Genomic DNA, 15,933 nt, shown 5'->3' on the forward strand with positions numbered 1-15,933 from the left:
TTAACTATCCTCATGAAGATGTTTTGTCACGCGACTGTGCCGCTTCAGGTGCAGATCGATGAGTTTCGGGACATCCAGAATCAATGCGATGTCACCCGAGCCTAAGATGCTGGAACCACTGATCCCCTGCATGCACTCAAACAATGCTCCCAGTGGCTTGATCACGGTTTGAAACTCGCCAAGTAGCTCGTCCACCACCAGACCAACTTTCAAACTGTTATTTTTAACAACCACCACACTTTGGCGTTCAACGCCTTGTGCATCGAGGTGAAAGAAGTCGTTCAGATGCAGGTAGGGCAGCACATCATCTCTTAGTCTCAAAAAGCCAGAGCCATCCACTTCATCACCATCGGCGTTGAGTTCAATGCACTCGGTTACCAGGTCGAGCGGAATAACAAAATGTGAAGCACCCACTTTGACCATAAAACCATCAATGATGGCTAAAGTCAGTGGAAGCCTTAGTTCGAAACAGGATCCTTCTCCCGGCTGCGAAGTTACCTGGACAGTACCACGGAGTGCTTCAATGTTTCGACGCACCACATCCATGCCAACCCCTCGCCCGGATAAATTACTGATGGCATCGGCGGTAGAGAAACCGGCTGCAAAAATCAACATATCAATGTCGTGATCCGTTAAGGTGTGACCTGAGGTGATCAAGCCTTTCTCCAAGGCTTTTTGCTGCACACGCTGCCGATTGATACCACGACCATCATCATGAATTTCAATCACAATGCTTCCAGAGTCATGATAAGCTTTTAACATTAGGGTTCCCTCAGGCGATTTTCCTGATTTCACCCGCTCGTCTGGTGTCTCTAAACCGTGGTCGAGCGCATTCCGAACCAAATGCATCAAAGGATCGCTGATGCGTTCCACCATGGATTTATCAAGCTCAGTGTCCCCTCCTTCAATCACCAAACGAACCTGCTTACCAAGATCAAGGGAGATGTCACGGATAACCCGATTAAAGCGATTAAATGTTTCTCCAATTTGCACCATGCGTAAATTCAACGCATTACCTTGCAGATCGTCCACCAGTTGCTGGATGTGCTCGATGGTTTCATTCAATGCATCCAATCCTGCATCATTGGCCTGAGCTTGCAACGCAGCTGTAGCAATCACCAGCTCGCCCAGCTGATTAACCAACTCATCCAGTTTAAAGGCCGGTACCTTCATGAGCCGCTTATCCTCTGAAGCGGTCCGTTTGGACGAAGGCGAGCCTGAAGGTTTGGGACTCTTGGCTGTTTCTTCAGGTGTATTTGCAACGGCAACGGTGTCGTTCACTTCAGCAGGAAAAACTCCCCAAGCATGCCAAAGCGCTTTAACCGATGTATGCTGTGAATCATCCAGTGCATCCAGAGATGCGCAAAAGAGCGATAGTGGCGCAACAGCCGGGAAGCAAAAGTAAATGCCGGTATGACGGACAAAGTCAAAGACTTCATCCACCTCAGACTGAGTACAGTCATCCACCAAGACAGTAAGTGTCAGGTAACAGCTCTCCAATTCAGCGGCATCCGATACCTGGTTGAAGGAAGGGACAGCATCAAACAACCACTGCTCTTTGAGTACCGTGGCTTTTGTTTTCAAAAAGCGCAACAACGCCAGGGGATCAAATCCATCTCTAAACGTATCCGCATGAAACTGTATCAACACCAACAGCTGTTCAGCCGACAACTCTTGGTTTGAATGCACAGAGACCGGCTCGTTGGCCAAAAGATTCCCCATAAAACCGGTCAGCTGCTGCAGTAACCGCTCACCGTGTTGCTTAATCGATTTGTCCAGGGGCTTTTCTTGCTCGGCAAGATCAAGGAGGACAGCGATGTGGTCGGTGCATGCCAATAAGCAGGATATCAACGGCGGTGAAAATGACAGGTGTCCGGAGCGAATAAACTCAAATGATGTTTCTACCACATGCGTAAAAGAAACCAAGTCTTCCAGCCCAACTACACCGGCAGATCCCTTGATGGTGTGCGCTGCTCTAAAAAGACTGTTTATCACGTCTGGATCCAGTTGTTTTTCAGATGCATCGCACGCCAATAACCCTTGCTCAAGCTGTTGATGCAAGTCTTTGGCTTCGTCAAGAAAGACAGCGATCAATTCGGACATGTTAATCATCACCGCCTCCCTGGGTGTTGGTGAGTGTGTCCAGAGCACTCTGAATGTACTCAGCTATTTGTGGATTGTCTGGCAGCTTTACTTGCAGGCTTGAATCGGGTTGTTTGAGCAAACTGGCCACAAACTGCAGCCCTGCAGCGTCCATCTCATTGACACTTGATAAATCAAGCGCTTGCCAATCATCATTGCTCTGGCGCCACTCGTTGAAGAGCTGGTCAATTTGATAGATGGTCAGTGCTTCGGGCGCAAAGGTATTCGAATGAGCCATAACAACCTCAGGAAATCAGTTTTTGCACCACAGTCACCAATGATGCGGGAGTAAATGGTTTCACCATCCAGGCTTTAGCTCCATGCACTTTACCTTTAAGCATGAAACTTTCACCCGACTCTGTCGTCAGCATGACAAAGGGAGTGAACTTCGCGCTGGCCAATTGCTTGACTTTTTCCAGCAAGGTGAGGCCATCCATATTTGGCATATTCAGATCACTGATAATCAGATGCACCCGGTGCTGTGCCAGCTTATTCAATGCATCCACCCCATCTTGGGCTGTGATCACCTGGTAACCGGCCTGCTCGAGGGTCAGTTGAGCAACCTGACGAATAGAAGCAGAGTCATCAACTACTAAGATTTGCTTTGACATAAACGTCTCCTAAAAAAAAGTAATGTCCTGTGACTCGTGTTTGGATGCAGTTGTTGTCACGGGTGCTGCATGCGCATCGCGTTCCTCTTTCATCGTATACGAGGCGTAAAGAGCGTCGCTAACTTCAAGAAGCTGCATGTCATTTAAGGTGCCATGCTCTGACAGATGATGCTGCAATGTCTGAAGGGCGGTTACCAAATGCGCTAACTTTTGGCTCACCCGATCTTGAAACTGAAACTCAAGGGTCGCTACTGCAACCTGTTGTTTGATTTCTTGCGATGAAGCATCCATCGAGGCAATGGTGCCAGACAGCTCTGCGTTGACTTTTTTAACCAACTCAAGGACGGACTCAATGCGTTGCTCGGCTTGTTCCAACATCGATTTGTCATTTTGCTGGGAAAAAGCCACCTGCTCTGTACTTTGTTCAACCGCATGGATCAAACTACTCATTCGAGACACAATACGCTCTGCGGATTCTGCGGTGGTATCGGACAACTCGCGAACACGCTCAGCAACCACAGCAAACCCTCGACCAGCTTCACCTGCTCTAGCCGCTTCTATGGATGCATTTAAGGAAAGCAAATTGATTTCTCTCGAAATTTTTTGAATGGATTCAGTCTGAAGCTTCAAATCATTGGCTGCATGGGACACACTGCCAACCGCGGTTAAAAGTTCGTCTTTGGCTTGCATTGAGTTGTTCATGGCTTGGAGAACATGATGCAGTTGATGCTGACACTGGTATAAGAATCCATCGCGTTCATTGCCGACCTCTGCCGTTGCTGCTTTAGCAAGGCCGGTGTTTTCCTCAAGCAGCTTATCCAGCTGACTAAAGGTTCGTGTTAATTCATTGACAGAGCGATCGCCCAATTGCCGGGAACGATCGATTTGATGCTCGAATGTCTGAAACAAACCGTGCATGCTTTTAGGCAGCTCTGAGTGTTCAGCCTGACGTTGCAAGAAGGCACATTGAGTGCTGATGCGCTGTTCTTTTTTTTGTAAATCATCAAACAAGCCCAAAAGATGCTGCAAATTAAAAGCAAGAAATGCAAAAAAAGCAGCCAAAAGTAGTGACCACCAGCACCAGAGTGCAGCAAGCAGCGACAAGAACAACGCGAAGAGCAACATGTAAACAATTTTTTTGCTGTCAGAGCAGATAAATAAATGCTGCAGCTTTTCTCGAATAGGCAGATGACCGAACTGCCTGGTGGTTTTACGTTCAGATAGCAGCATGATGGCGGTCCTCCGTACATTGCTCAGCCAATGACACCAACGAGGCCATCTCATCAATGGAAAGTACCTTGGCCAGAGCCAAAACAATAATTAGTTTTCCATTTACTTTAGCAATATAGTCAATAAAATCGGCCCGAATCGAATGGCCAAATTGAGGAGCATCCGTCCTGTCATTCGGACCCAAATCAATCACCTCATTGACGGCATCGACCAAAACACCAAGCTCATGCAAGCCGTCATCGTGTTGCAGCTCAACAACAACGACACAGGTTCTTTTTCCAACAGTCACTTCCTGTCCAAACAAACGCGCTTTGAGATCAATGACTGGAACAACGGCTCCTCTTAGATTGATCACGCCTCGAATAAACAATGGCATCAATGGGACACGCGTAACCTCATCGAACTCGATGATTTCCCGAATGGATTTGATTTCAAGCGCAAAACAATCCCTTCCCGACATAAAAGTCAGCAATTGACTGGCTGGTTCTGTTTGCCCAGTAAAGCTTTCGTTGCGTTGCTCCATATCAGGCCTCCTCATCAAACCGAATGTCTCATGTGTCTTAATTATACTTTAAGTCCCATTTAAGTCAAATGTCTCACATGTAAAAGCAGACGAAAGTTTTACGCTGTAGTGCAATCAAAAGCAGATCTACTTTTGACAGCACTAGAGAATTGGATGGTAAAAAAAGAACAGCCAGGGCATTAAAAACAGCTGCAATGCCTTAGGATCACCTAATACAAATGCAGCTGTTCATATCATCGTTAGATTGAGTGGGAGTTTGGTCGCCATAGATGAAGTCAAAAATTACAAAACTTAGCCCAGTTGAAACAACCCACAGTATGGCATATGGAAGGCGTCATATTTCGATCAGTACAATAGCTCTGTACTTCCAATGGTTTTTTATTGTGAAATAAAATCTGCTTAGCAATAAATAAAATCTGATGTTGAGGCTTAAGGTGCGGCTCTGTCACAGGCGTCGCATCGTGACATTTCATGATCAATTCACAGAGCTCCGCTTTATAGCCCCATAAACGCATGACATAGGCTGAAATCAGTTGATAATCGGCACCGTATTCTTGCAACATAGCTTCATTGTGCAGGGTGTTTTCATCACTGCCTTCAGCCAGTAAAATCATTTTACCAATAAAGCTCAACAATGCGGTTGCAAACAGCTCCTCTTGCGTATCGCGGTTAAGCCCGCACTCCTTGGCAAAAGCCTTTACACAGCAGGCATAATCAGACGCTATGTCGAGTTGCCGTTGATGGCTTTCGGCCGACACGAACATCTGGTAATTTTGAGCAATCGCCATTGAGGTCACAATGGCCATCAACATTTTTGTTCCAAGTCGGGACACCGCTTCGTCGATCGAAGATGTTTGGCGCTGAAACCCAAGGTAGGCTGAATTGGCCAACTGCAAGACCTTGGCCATAATGACTGGATCTTTGGCAACAACAGCGGCGATTTCATGCGCATCACTGTTGTCATCATCTACCAACACCTTTAATTTTTGCAGCAAGCCGCCTGAAACCGGAAAGCTGGTCATGGCACCCAGAGCAGTGCGGGCTGAGGCAGCAAAAGGTAGACGCTTCAAGTCTGCCACAGCTTCAAACAAGGCTTGCACATCCTGCGCATTGAAGGGCTTGGCAAGATACGCATGTACCACATTGGGTTGACGCATCATGGTGGCCAACGTCATGTCACCGGTTAGTAAAGCCCGCACGGGATAGGAGTTTTCCTCTGTGCAACGTTCAAGCACATCCAACCCATGCATGTGCGGCATTAAGTAATCACTGATCACCAAATCGACATGCGGATGTTCACGCAAATAGCACCAGAAAGGTTCAAGATCGCTAAAGGTTACAATATCGGCGGCTGGGTACAGGCGCTGCATAGTCCGCTTTAGTGCTTTGAGTAAAAACGCATCATCATCCAGCATCACAACAGTTATCGACTCCATGCTAGTCCCCTGCCTTGCCCTGTCGTACCTTCTGCGAGAAATCTTGTGCCGCGAGTGGCTGTGCAAGTAAAAAGCCCTGGAACAGATCACAGCCCATGTCTTTCAATAATTCCAGCTGAAAGCTGGTTTCGATACCCTCAGCCACAACCAATAGATTAAGGTCGTGCGACATTCGAATGATATTGCGGACCATGCTTTGCACGGCCAATGAACTCTCTAACTCGTCAATCAAGCTTTTATCGAGCTTGATTGCATCTGCCGGTAGACGCGACAAATACGATAACGACGAATAGCCACACCCAAAATCATCAATGTACAACATGCAACCAAGTTCACGTAACCGCAGCATTTGCTGCTGGCACTGCTGTAAATCCTGCACCAGATAGGTTTCTGTCAGCTCAAAGTTCAGAATGGAAGGAGGAATCTGATACTGCTCAAGCAACTCTGCGATAAAAGGAACCAAACCGGTATCTTCTTTGAGCTGGCGGCCGGATAGGTTTACAGCAATCGGCAATAGTACATCGCCTGCGTGTTGCCACTCGGCGAGCTGTTTGCAAACTTTGGTTAAAACCCAACGGCCAATATCTAAAATTTGCCCATCTCGCTCGGCGATGGGGACAAAAACCGCAGGTGACACCCAACCATGCTTTTGCGGTTCAAACCAGCGTAACAAGACTTCCGCACCCACTATGTCATCATCGCAGTTCATCTTAGGTTGAAATTTCAGCTGCAGCTGCTGTTCCAACTCTGGTTGCAGCAAAGCTCTGCTAATTTCAAAGTTTCGGCGGTAGTCCTTAACCAATTGCTCATCGAAACGGCAAAACGATTGACGAGCGGATTTAGCCTGATGCGTCATGCACAGACGCATAGGGCTCAGCAATTCTTTGAGGGTTAAACCGTCCTCCGGTGCCATGCCATAGACACCAAACAACTTGATTTGCCCCATCTTATGCTGACGGGACATCGCAGCCTGAAAGGCCTGACAGATCTGCTCCAACCGTTGCAATACCCCCTGCTCACTGTCGACATCCGACAACAATAACAGGAAACGATCACCGTTCAGGTAACACAGTTTCTCGCTGGTTTTCAGTGATTGCAGCAGCGCCTCGGTAATGCTGACGATGAGCCGGTCTGCGGTACGAAACCCAAGCAAATCATTCAGCACGTCGTGTTGGCTTATACCAAGCGTGATGAGAGAGCAGCAAAGGCCGCTGTCCAGATCTCTTTGCAGCATAGTGCTCAGCTCGTGCTCTGACGCAAGTTGGACCTGCGGAGGAAAATCCGGCTCTCCTACCACTGAAACTTCATGCGACAGTTGCACAAGGTGTCCAAAATCATCGCTCAGATAGCGCTCCAACAAGACAGCTTTCTGTTGCTGGTCCCAGACCAATAAATCATCCAGCCCCCCTTGGCAAAAACGCAGTAAGTCTTCTGATTCAGAGCTGTTAACCAAGCGTGGCAAAGCTTGTCCTGTATTAGCAAGCTCAGGCATTAAAACCAAGGCGGCTGCATTGGCTCGTTGCAGGGTGCCGTTTTTGTCCAGCTCAATCAACGCTGAGTGACTGCCCAACAGCAACTGATCGCGCTCATTTTTTTGCTGCAGCTGATAGAAGGCTTTAAAAGCATCCTTCACATGTTGAAGTATATCGGACTCATCCCAGGGTTTTTCCAAAAAACGGAATGCCAGACCTTCATTTAACAGCTCAACTACCGATTTAAAATCGGTATAGCCACTGAGTACCAAATTAATGGTCTGAGGCCAACGCTCCCGGACAACACGCAACAGCTCAGCGCCAGACATTTCAGGCATTCTAAAATCGGTGATGATTACTGGGAATGGCCCGGATGTCAGTTGCTCAATCGCCTCACGACCACTGTTTGCCGTCACGACATCATAGCCATGACGACAGAACAACCGCTTCAGCGCTTTGAGCACACTTTGTTCATCATCGACCAGTAGAATTGCCTGTTGCATAGTTACCTCGCAAGCGTCCGTAAATTCAGCAATTTTTGTACTTTTGCCAGCAGCATATCGGCATCAAATGGCTTCGTTAAGTAATCATTGGCGCCAAGCGCCACTGCTTTTTCCAGCTCAGGCTCTGGCAAACCGGAAACAACGAGCAAGCGGACATCGTTAAACTCTGGCTGATTCCGAATTACCCTAATCACATCAAAGCCACTGAGACCCGGCATCGCCAGATCAATGGTCATCAGATCAGGCGTTTGTTGATGCACCAGCATACCGGCTTCAAAACCACCAGCGGCTTCCACTACATCCAGCTCAAGTCGCTGCAAAGTTCGCCGAATAATGGAGCGAATACCTGCTTCGTCATCCACCACCAACACACGAGGGTGTACAGACAGGCTCGGCGGAATTGGCATGCCTTGCTTTTCCAGAAACGCAATAAAATCGGCAACCTGCACCCGGTAATTGCCTCGCCCGGGCAATTTATGGCCTTTTAATTCACCAGAGGCTATCCAGCGACTGACGGTTCGATGATGCACATCACAATAACTGGCTATTTCGCTCGGCTTTAATGTTCTTAACATGGTTCGAAACACCTGACTTGATTTAGTGATGAGGATAGCATACATTTGTATTGATTGCGACAAATGAGACAAATACGCCACCAAGAGGGCTTTATCATGACCGCTGCAGCCGCCAAAAAACCTGTTATGCTGTGTGTTGATGACGAGCAAAGCATTTTAAATGCACTTAAACGGTTGTTTTTCCACGTCGGTCTGGACATCGAATTGGCGACCAACGGTCAGGATGCGATCAGGATACTGGAGTCAAAACAAGTGCATCTGATTATCTCAGACATGCGCATGCCTGAAATGAATGGTGCTGAATTTTTATCCAAAGCCCATGAAATTCAACCCGATGCTTACCGCATCCTGATGACCGGCTACAGCGATATGGCGTCAACCATTGCTGCCATCAACGATGGTCGTATTCACCGCTACGTGCAAAAGCCATGGAACAACAAAGATTTGCTCAATATTGTGAAAGATGGCCTGAAATTGTTCCATCTTGAGCAAGCCAACAAACGGATGCAGCAACAAATTAGTCAGCAAAACAAAGAACTGAAAGAGCTGAATCACAACCTTGAAGAAATGGTACATCAACGTACTGCCCAGCTAAAAAAAACATTGGCGCAACTTCGGGGCAGCATGGCGCGCTCTGAGCAAGAAAAACAAAATAATCTCGATATCCTGTACAACGTGATTAGCATTCACCCTTCAATCAGCGCTGGCTTTGCCGTCAATGTGGCCAACCTGGCCAAAGCCATTGCCGAAAAAATGCAATTGCCTACTGAAGACATTGAAAACGTGGCTTTAACAGCTCTGCTGCATGAAATAGGCATGATAGGGCTACCGGCTGATTTGTTGAAAAAACCTTACTACCAGTTGGAAGGACTGGAAAAACAGCAATTCATGGAGCATGCCTCGCACGCCGAGTTGATTTTATCGCCGGCCCCGCATCTGCGTGCGGTGGTGGAGGGCATCTGTTGTCAATATGCGCACTTTAATGGCAACGGCTACCCGGCAGAGTTAAAAGACACACATATCCCTCTGCCTGCCCGAATTTTGGCGGTGGCCAGAGATTATTGGTTGCTGATGGCACGCCGAAGTTACAGCAAGGTGTTAACGCCTAAAGAGGCCTGCACCATGATTGTGCGAGCCAGCCATAGCTTGTACGATCCGGATGTGATTAACGCCTTTGAGGCCTGCTATCAAAAAAGCCGTGATATCTTTATTAACAGCATTCGCGATGGCTACAGCATTGATGAACTCAAACCCGGCATGCGGCTGCGCTCTGCACTTTATAATGAAGCCAAAATTCTGCTACTCCCAAAAGGCTGTGAGCTGACACCCGTATTAATCGATAAACTGAAAAAATACCAACGCCAGCATCATCAAGAACTAAAGATTGATATTGCTCCGCAAGACGGCGCAGCAACAGCATTTGGGGCGCCAACTGCGCCAAGCGAGGCCTGAATGTTTTCCATCGAGAGTCATCATATCGCCGCATCAAGCACTGTAGAAGCAGCAAAGCAGCTTCAGTCGCTGCTTGCCAGTCACGAACGTCAGTTTTTGATTGGTTTTTGTGAAGCAGATTTACTTAAAGCCTTGCCTGACGACTTAAGCTCGACGTCGCCTTGCTTGCTTGCCAGCTCCTGCCTGGGGAGCGCCAATGAACATCAGTTATCACTGCAACAGCACAGCATCAGTGTGCTGCGTTTTACAGACAAAGCCGGCTTTTATGGTGTGGCCAGCAGTCAGGAGGCCTCTGACGTCCGCGCAGCAGCTGCCAAGACGCTACTGAGCGCCATGGAAAAAAGTGGTCGCGGTCACCTTTCGCCTCAGCTCATCTGGTGTTTTCAAACGCCAGGGCAAGAGGAGCAGGTGCTGTTAGGAATCCAGGACATCGTTGGCACCAAAGTACCTGTTTTTGGTGGCAGTAGCGCAGACAATAGCATCGAGGGACAATGGGGACTGCATGATGGTAGCCAAAAATTAGCTCAAGGCTTTATCATCGCCGTGCTCTATCCGTCTGTACCGGTGCTCGGTTATTTTGGCAGTGGCTACGAGCTTACTGAGCTGTCAGGTAAGGTGACCAAAGTCACCGGAAGAAAGTTACAGGAAATCGATGGCCAGCCGGCTGTCGATGTCATCAATAGATGGCGAACACAACTCGGGCACCCTATGCTTGAAGATGGCAATGTGCTGGCTGCATCCACCATGACACCAATAGCACGACTAAAAAGCAGCAGCGATATTCCATTGCTGCTTTTGAGCCATCCGGCGATGGCATCCGGCGGCTGCCTGGATTTATTTTCAGAAGTGCATCAGGGTGAAAGACTGCATCTGGCATTAGGTTCAACTATGCAACTGATCGAGCGCGGACCTCAGGTCATCCGAATCGCCCGCGACATCGCGAAGCTGAGGGGTATGTTGTCACTTGAGGGAGCCATCATCATTTTTTGTGGCGGCTGCATGCTAGCCATTCAGAGTGCCATGTCCGAAGTGCAGGCTGCAATGGCGGCAGAGCTTCCAAAGCTGCCCTTTATCATGGGCTTTACCTTTGGTGAGCAAGGGACTTTTAGCGATGGTGAAAGCCGCCATGGCAATCTGATGATTTCGTGCACACTGTTTGGAGGTGATCGTGAAACCTGACGAGAGCCTGTTGGATAAATTGCATCAGCTGCAAATCAAAAATCGGGAGCTGGAGCAGGTGCACTTGCTTCAGACCCTTATTCTGGACGGCCTGCATGTTATTTTAACGATCGAGGACATCGATGCGCTCTTTGCTCAGTTTTTTGGGCTACTGCGCCAGGCACTTCACTTTGATGCCGCCGTCATGACCCAACTAAGCAAGGATCAGGCTCAACTACTTCCCGTCAGCTGCACGGAAATCGACAGCGATGGTGCATTAAGCATTGTGCAGTACATCCACCAACAAGGTCTGGAGCGCCCGCTGAATGCCTTTCACATTCCTTTGCTGTTTAAAGAACCATTGCTTTTAGCATCGCCCTGGGCAGATATGCGATCACTGCTTGGGATCGACATTCAAACCCAGTACGCAGACTATCAACTGTGGATTTTTTCTACCGAGCGTGCTGCTTTTGGGCCCCAGGACTTGACGTTACTGCAGCAGTTTTCAAGCTTTGCTGGCAGCACCATCAGCCAGGTAGAAAAACGCCGCCTGCATGAACAACAAAAAGAACTGCAGGCCCGGCAAGACCAGATTGAAAAAGTGCTGATATCCTCGGAAAAAATGGCCTCACTGGGCCAAATGGCCGCTGGCGTTGCGCATGAAATTAACAATCCGCTCAGTTATGTGCTCAGCAACATTCAAAACCTCGCCTACAACCATGAACAGCTGCACCGGCTAATTAATGCGCTTGAGCAAGAAGTTGATCCCGACAAAGCACAGTGCATCCTTGAGCAGTTCCGCTACCAAGCCATTTGCGCCGATACCGACGACATCATGGCTGAAATGACCGAAGGAGCTTCGCGGGTTAAAGACATCGTGAAAAGTCTGCGGCAATTCTCACACCCGGATCAAAGCAAGGTTGATGACATTGATCTGGCCGAACTGATTGACAATACCCTGCGGGTGGCCTGGAATCAAATTAAGTACAGCGCCCAAGTTGAAAAAAACTATGGCAACAAAAGTATTTTGGTTACCGCCAGAGCGGCTCAACTATCCCAGGTATTGCTGAACATTCTGGTCAATGCTGCTCAGGCCTGCGATGAAAAGATAGGACTCATTCAAATCACTTTGTGTGACGATAAGGACAACGCCATCATCGAAATCAAAGACAATGGCTGTGGTATCCCTGAGGACACCTTATCCAAAATATTTGATCCCTTTTTCACTACCAAAGCCGTTGGCAAAGGCACAGGCTTAGGCTTGGCAATCTCCAAAGCCATTATTGAACAACACAGTGGAAGCATTCAGGTCAGCAGCCAACCCAACGAAGGCACCAGCTTTGTCATCACTTTGCCAAAGCAACCCGATCTCAGTCATGGTGAAGCAGATGACTATCATTAAAGTGGCGCGCCATGGCAACTGAACAAGAAAAGCTTTCCGGTTTATCCAAAGCTTTGTTTCGCATCTCAGAGCTTAGTTATGCCGACTTGGCAGAAACCACCTATTTTGCCCGATTGCATCACTGCGTGCATCAACTGGTACACTGCGATAATTTTATGATTGTGCTCTATCATCCAGATCAATCATCCTTAGAAATTGCTTATTTTGCCGATCAAAAAGACGTCTGCCCTGCTGTCACACACTTTGCGCTTGGCGATGGCATTACCTCCTATGTTATTCGCCAGCGTAAGCCTGTGTTGCTCGATGCGGCAAGCATTCAACAACTTGTTCAACAAGGCAATATTGTCAGTGTGCTTGGTCATCTTGACAGCATTGTCAGCTGGTTGGGTGTACCCATGCTGCTTGAAGATGAGCTGTTGGGTGTGCTGGTTATTCAGAGTTATTCCAGCGATGTGAAGTACCAGACCACCGATCTGGAACTGCTTGCATACGTTGCGACCCACCTGGCAGCGCATTTTGAACGCCGCAAAGCGCATCAGGAGCGCCAGCAGCTGATGCAACTACTGGCAGAGAAAAACCAACAACTGGAACAGGCATTGCTCCAGCTCAAGCAACAAGAGCTGTCGTTAATCCAGCAACAACGCATGGCAAGCTTTGGCAAGCTAGCAGAAAGCCTGGCCCATGAAATTAACAGCCCGCTGGGGGCAACTTTGTCCAACCTGCAACTGCTGCAACATTACGTGGATACCCTGCCCAAAGTCATTCCTGCAAAAGCCATGGAGGCAATTGCACAGCTCACCCCTGAGTTTCCGGAACTACTGACGGATGCCAAACAGCTGGTCGCAGAAACAGAAGCTTCCGCAAACAAAATTGAAGGGGTGGTCAAGCAACTAACTTTGTTCCATCACCAGGACAGCACCAGCAGTGCACCGGTTCATATCCATACACTGCTGCAGTCGGTTGCCTTGCTGCTTAAAAGCACTCATCATCGATTGATTCCAGTAGAGATTGAGTGCGATAGCGCGTTGCAGCTAAACACCAACAAGGCCAAACTGGTTCAGGTGCTCTTTGGCCTGCTGGAAAATGCCATGGAGCATGGCAAGCCCCCGCTTAAAATGCAGGCCTTGGTGGATGAAACCGAGCATCATGTCCTGCTTCGGGTCATTGATGAGGGTTCGGGCGTTGCACCGACGTTGCTGCACGACTTGCAATATCGGCAAAACATGGCTGAGTCTGAGCAAAAAGGACTGGGGTTGGCACTTTGCATTCATACGGTGCAGGAATTAAAAGGCACATTGTCGCTGACACCACAACGAGATGGCCACACTTGTTTTGAAGTGCAGCTGCCCATGTGAGGTCAGGCTTTTAGTCTTGGCTTAGCTCTCAGCTCTACGAAGGCTGCTCAGGGATGCTGTCACAGCATCGGACAAGCCCGTTAGCTTTAACCAAAGCGCAGTATAATCTTCCGGCTTCAAGCGTAACTCATGCCGTAACAGCTTCTCCATCGCATCCAACTCAAGGGCCACAGACTCAGCCCCCACAAAGCGGGTCGAAGATTTTAAACGGTGGCACAAAGCCGCCAGGGCTGTCACATCACCGGTACGGTTTGCTTGCTGCATTTCGTCCATGGTTTTGGTTAAAGAGGCCTGATAATCACCCAAGACTTCTGCCAACGAGTCTTCCCCGACCATTGCCCTCAGGTTATTCAGCGATAAAGATATTGGTTGCTCTGCAGCAGGACGCAACCAAGGGTCTAAACCATCCCGTAACCCCTGAAGCGTGATGGGCTTGGTAAGGTGATCGTCTAGTTGATGGTTGCGACTGCGCTCGATGTCTTCAGGCATGACACCCGCCGACAGCGCCAAAATTGGTTTGCGAAAGCCTTGCTGACGCAGCAGTTCAGTGGCCGTCAGGCCATCCATCACCGGCATCTGAATGTCCATCAGGATGATGTCGGGCTCCTGCAGTGCCACCGCGGCCAGGGCAGCTTTGCCATGCTCGGCCTCACGGACAGAAAGACCCAACCGCTCCAGCATTTTACGCAGCAATAAACGGTTGGTGCTGTCGTCTTCAACCAGCAGGACCTGCCCTTGCAATTGACCAGCAGGTGCTAAAGAGGGACGCTTGGTTAATTCGGTGGTAGTAGCAAAAGGCAACCGAAGTCGAAAGGAGAAACAGCTGCCCTCGCCAGGTGAGGATTGCACCTTAAGCGCACTCTGCATTTTCTGCAGCAACCCCTGACTGATAAAAAGCCCAAGGCCGGTGCCACCGAACTGGCGGGTAATGCTGGTATCAAGCTGATGAAAGGCATGAAATAACTGAGCAATGCTCTCCTCGCTCATCCCAATCCCGGTATCGGTTACGGCAACCTCTAAGTTGACCGTGTTATTGTCTTTTTCCAGGACGAGAAATGCCACCTTCACCCAGCCATCATGGGTAAACTTAATGGCATTACCGACCAGGTTAATCATGATCTGGTTAAAGCGAAGCGCATCCAACATGACGGGCTGGTGCAAAGCTGGGTCAACAGAAACCTGTAAACTTAAGCCTTTGCGCTGCGCCTGAAATTGCATCATGTCGTCCAGCTCCAACATCAAACGGGACAGTCGGACGGGTTCTGGCTTTAGCTCCAGCTTGTTGGCTTCAATTTTCGATAAATCCAGAATATCGTTAATCACCGACAACAAGTGAGAAGAGGCTTGCTGAATTTTTTGGTTAAAACTCTTCGCCTGAGCGGGCAAATCAAGTGACTGCATTAACTCGCTAAAGCCGGTAATGGCATTGAGTGGCGTTCGCAATTCGTGACTCATGTTGGCGAGAAACTGAGCCTTCACCTGAGCCGCGGACTCGGCTGACTGCTTGGCGCTATCCAGCAATTGCATGGTGTCCATCCGCTCTTTCAGATTGACCAGCATTTGAGCAAACACCGTCAGCAGTTTGCGTTCATGCTGATCGTAGTGGTGAAATCGACGTACCGAGTCAAAGCCAACAAAACCGATTAATTTGCCCTGATGCCGCATCGGAATGGTGATGATGCTTTTTATCCCCTGAGGAGCCAAAATGGCCTTAATCGGATCATCGTCTGGCAATGCTGGTACATCGGGGTATAGCATCTGCTCACCCTGCAGATGGGCATTCAACCACTGTGGAATGTGCAAGACTGACACATTTTGCAACTGTTCAATTTCCGCGCTAATGCCTTCTGCGCACCACTCGTGTGTATTGCTGCAGGTATTTTGCTCAAAATCGTATGAAAAAATATAAACGCGATCGGCATCGACAAAACGGCCCATCTGCTCCAGGGTGTCGGCAATCAGGAGCTCTGCTTCAGCCAGAGGCACGTTAATAAAACGCTCAGCAATGGCCAGCAAAATATCGGTTAATTCGCTACCGGTATCGTCAATCTTTAAAAGGTGCTCGTGCTGCATA

The 15,933-nt window shown here is 48.7% G+C and carries 13 protein-coding genes; 4 read left to right on the forward strand and 9 right to left on the reverse strand.

The features are described from left to right. The 8 genes from QWY20_RS12640 to QWY20_RS12675 form a co-directional block, all read right to left on the reverse strand. A complete protein-coding gene (locus QWY20_RS12640; RefSeq protein WP_330129371.1) occupies positions 1-2,112 on the reverse strand; it encodes a chemotaxis protein CheA in 2,112 nt (703 codons plus the stop codon). Further along, positions 2,105-2,380, reverse strand: coding sequence for a hypothetical protein (locus QWY20_RS12645; RefSeq protein ID WP_330129372.1), 276 nt, complete (start codon positions 2,378-2,380; stop codon positions 2,105-2,107). The genes QWY20_RS12640 and QWY20_RS12645 overlap by 8 nt, the downstream gene beginning before the upstream one ends. A gap of 7 nt (positions 2,381-2,387) precedes the next feature. After that, the gene (locus QWY20_RS12650) at positions 2,388-2,753 is read right to left on the reverse strand and encodes a response regulator (protein WP_330129373.1); all 366 of its coding nucleotides are present in this window, start codon (positions 2,751-2,753) and stop codon (positions 2,388-2,390) included. A gap of 9 nt (positions 2,754-2,762) precedes the next feature. Next, the gene (locus QWY20_RS12655) at positions 2,763-3,983 is read right to left on the reverse strand and encodes a methyl-accepting chemotaxis protein (RefSeq protein WP_330129374.1); all 1,221 of its coding nucleotides are present in this window, start codon (positions 3,981-3,983) and stop codon (positions 2,763-2,765) included. Beyond that, entirely contained in the window at positions 3,970-4,506 is a 537-nt protein-coding gene (locus QWY20_RS12660; RefSeq protein WP_330129375.1) for a chemotaxis protein CheW, read from the reverse strand. The genes QWY20_RS12655 and QWY20_RS12660 overlap by 14 nt, the downstream gene beginning before the upstream one ends. A 275-nt stretch (positions 4,507-4,781) precedes the next feature. Beyond that, positions 4,782-5,942, reverse strand: a complete 1,161-nt coding sequence (locus QWY20_RS12665) for an HDOD domain-containing protein (protein WP_330129376.1) — start codon at positions 5,940-5,942, stop codon at positions 4,782-4,784. Position 5,943: 1 nt separating this feature from the next. After that, positions 5,944-7,917 (reverse strand): EAL domain-containing response regulator, encoded by a 1,974-nt coding sequence (locus tag QWY20_RS12670; RefSeq protein WP_330129377.1) that lies wholly within the window; start codon positions 7,915-7,917, stop codon positions 5,944-5,946. A 2-nt stretch (positions 7,918-7,919) separates the two neighbouring features. Further along, a complete protein-coding gene (locus QWY20_RS12675) occupies positions 7,920-8,492 on the reverse strand; it encodes a response regulator (protein WP_330129378.1) in 573 nt (190 codons plus the stop codon). A 96-nt stretch (positions 8,493-8,588) separates the two neighbouring features. Here QWY20_RS12675 and QWY20_RS12680 point away from each other — a divergent pair, with 96 nt between their 5' ends. From QWY20_RS12680 to QWY20_RS12695, 4 genes are read left to right on the forward strand one after another with little or no spacing between them, the layout of a single operon-like run. Next, positions 8,589-9,944: an HD domain-containing phosphohydrolase gene (locus QWY20_RS12680; protein WP_330129379.1), complete on the forward strand. Its 1,356-nt coding sequence runs from the start codon at positions 8,589-8,591 to the stop codon at positions 9,942-9,944. Next, the gene (locus tag QWY20_RS12685) at positions 9,945-11,123 is read left to right on the forward strand and encodes an FIST signal transduction protein (RefSeq protein ID WP_330129380.1); all 1,179 of its coding nucleotides are present in this window, start codon (positions 9,945-9,947) and stop codon (positions 11,121-11,123) included. Next, complete coding sequence (locus QWY20_RS12690; protein WP_330129381.1) at positions 11,113-12,504, forward strand: sensor histidine kinase; 1,392 nt, start codon at positions 11,113-11,115, stop codon at positions 12,502-12,504. The genes QWY20_RS12685 and QWY20_RS12690 overlap by 11 nt, the downstream gene beginning before the upstream one ends. A gap of 11 nt (positions 12,505-12,515) precedes the next feature. After that, positions 12,516-13,859 carry a sensor histidine kinase gene (locus QWY20_RS12695; protein WP_330129382.1) on the forward strand — a complete coding sequence of 448 codons (1,344 nt, stop codon included), beginning with the start codon at positions 12,516-12,518 and terminating at the stop codon, positions 13,857-13,859. A gap of 21 nt (positions 13,860-13,880) precedes the next feature. Here the strand turns inward: QWY20_RS12695 and QWY20_RS12700 are convergent, their stop codons facing one another. Continuing rightward, on the reverse strand, positions 13,881-15,932 hold the full coding sequence (locus QWY20_RS12700; RefSeq protein ID WP_330129383.1) for a GAF domain-containing hybrid sensor histidine kinase/response regulator: 2,052 nt from the start codon (positions 15,930-15,932) through the stop codon (positions 13,881-13,883). Position 15,933 lies beyond the last annotated feature (1 nt).

It is taken from the genome of Alkalimonas cellulosilytica (assembly GCF_036325985.1).
In the GTDB taxonomy this organism is placed as follows: domain Bacteria; phylum Pseudomonadota; class Gammaproteobacteria; order Enterobacterales; family Alteromonadaceae; genus Alkalimonas; species Alkalimonas cellulosilytica.

Coding starts and splice junctions, on each gene's coding strand:
- QWY20_RS12640 (WP_330129371.1), bottom strand. CDS start 2,112: ATGATTAACATGTCCGAATTGATCGCTGTCTTTCTTGACGAAGCCAAA.
- QWY20_RS12645 (WP_330129372.1), bottom strand. CDS start 2,380: ATGGCTCATTCGAATACCTTTGCGCCCGAAGCACTGACCATCTATCAA.
- QWY20_RS12650 (WP_330129373.1), bottom strand. CDS start 2,753: ATGTCAAAGCAAATCTTAGTAGTTGATGACTCTGCTTCTATTCGTCAG.
- QWY20_RS12655 (WP_330129374.1), bottom strand. CDS start 3,983: ATGCTGCTATCTGAACGTAAAACCACCAGGCAGTTCGGTCATCTGCCT.
- QWY20_RS12660 (WP_330129375.1), bottom strand. CDS start 4,506: ATGGAGCAACGCAACGAAAGCTTTACTGGGCAAACAGAACCAGCCAGT.
- QWY20_RS12665 (WP_330129376.1), bottom strand. CDS start 5,942: ATGGAGTCGATAACTGTTGTGATGCTGGATGATGATGCGTTTTTACTC.
- QWY20_RS12670 (WP_330129377.1), bottom strand. CDS start 7,917: ATGCAACAGGCAATTCTACTGGTCGATGATGAACAAAGTGTGCTCAAA.
- QWY20_RS12675 (WP_330129378.1), bottom strand. CDS start 8,492: ATGTTAAGAACATTAAAGCCGAGCGAAATAGCCAGTTATTGTGATGTG.
- QWY20_RS12680 (WP_330129379.1), top strand. CDS start 8,589: ATGACCGCTGCAGCCGCCAAAAAACCTGTTATGCTGTGTGTTGATGAC.
- QWY20_RS12685 (WP_330129380.1), top strand. CDS start 9,945: ATGTTTTCCATCGAGAGTCATCATATCGCCGCATCAAGCACTGTAGAA.
- QWY20_RS12695 (WP_330129382.1), top strand. CDS start 12,516: ATGGCAACTGAACAAGAAAAGCTTTCCGGTTTATCCAAAGCTTTGTTT.
- QWY20_RS12700 (WP_330129383.1), bottom strand. CDS start 15,932: ATGCAGCACGAGCACCTTTTAAAGATTGACGATACCGGTAGCGAATTA.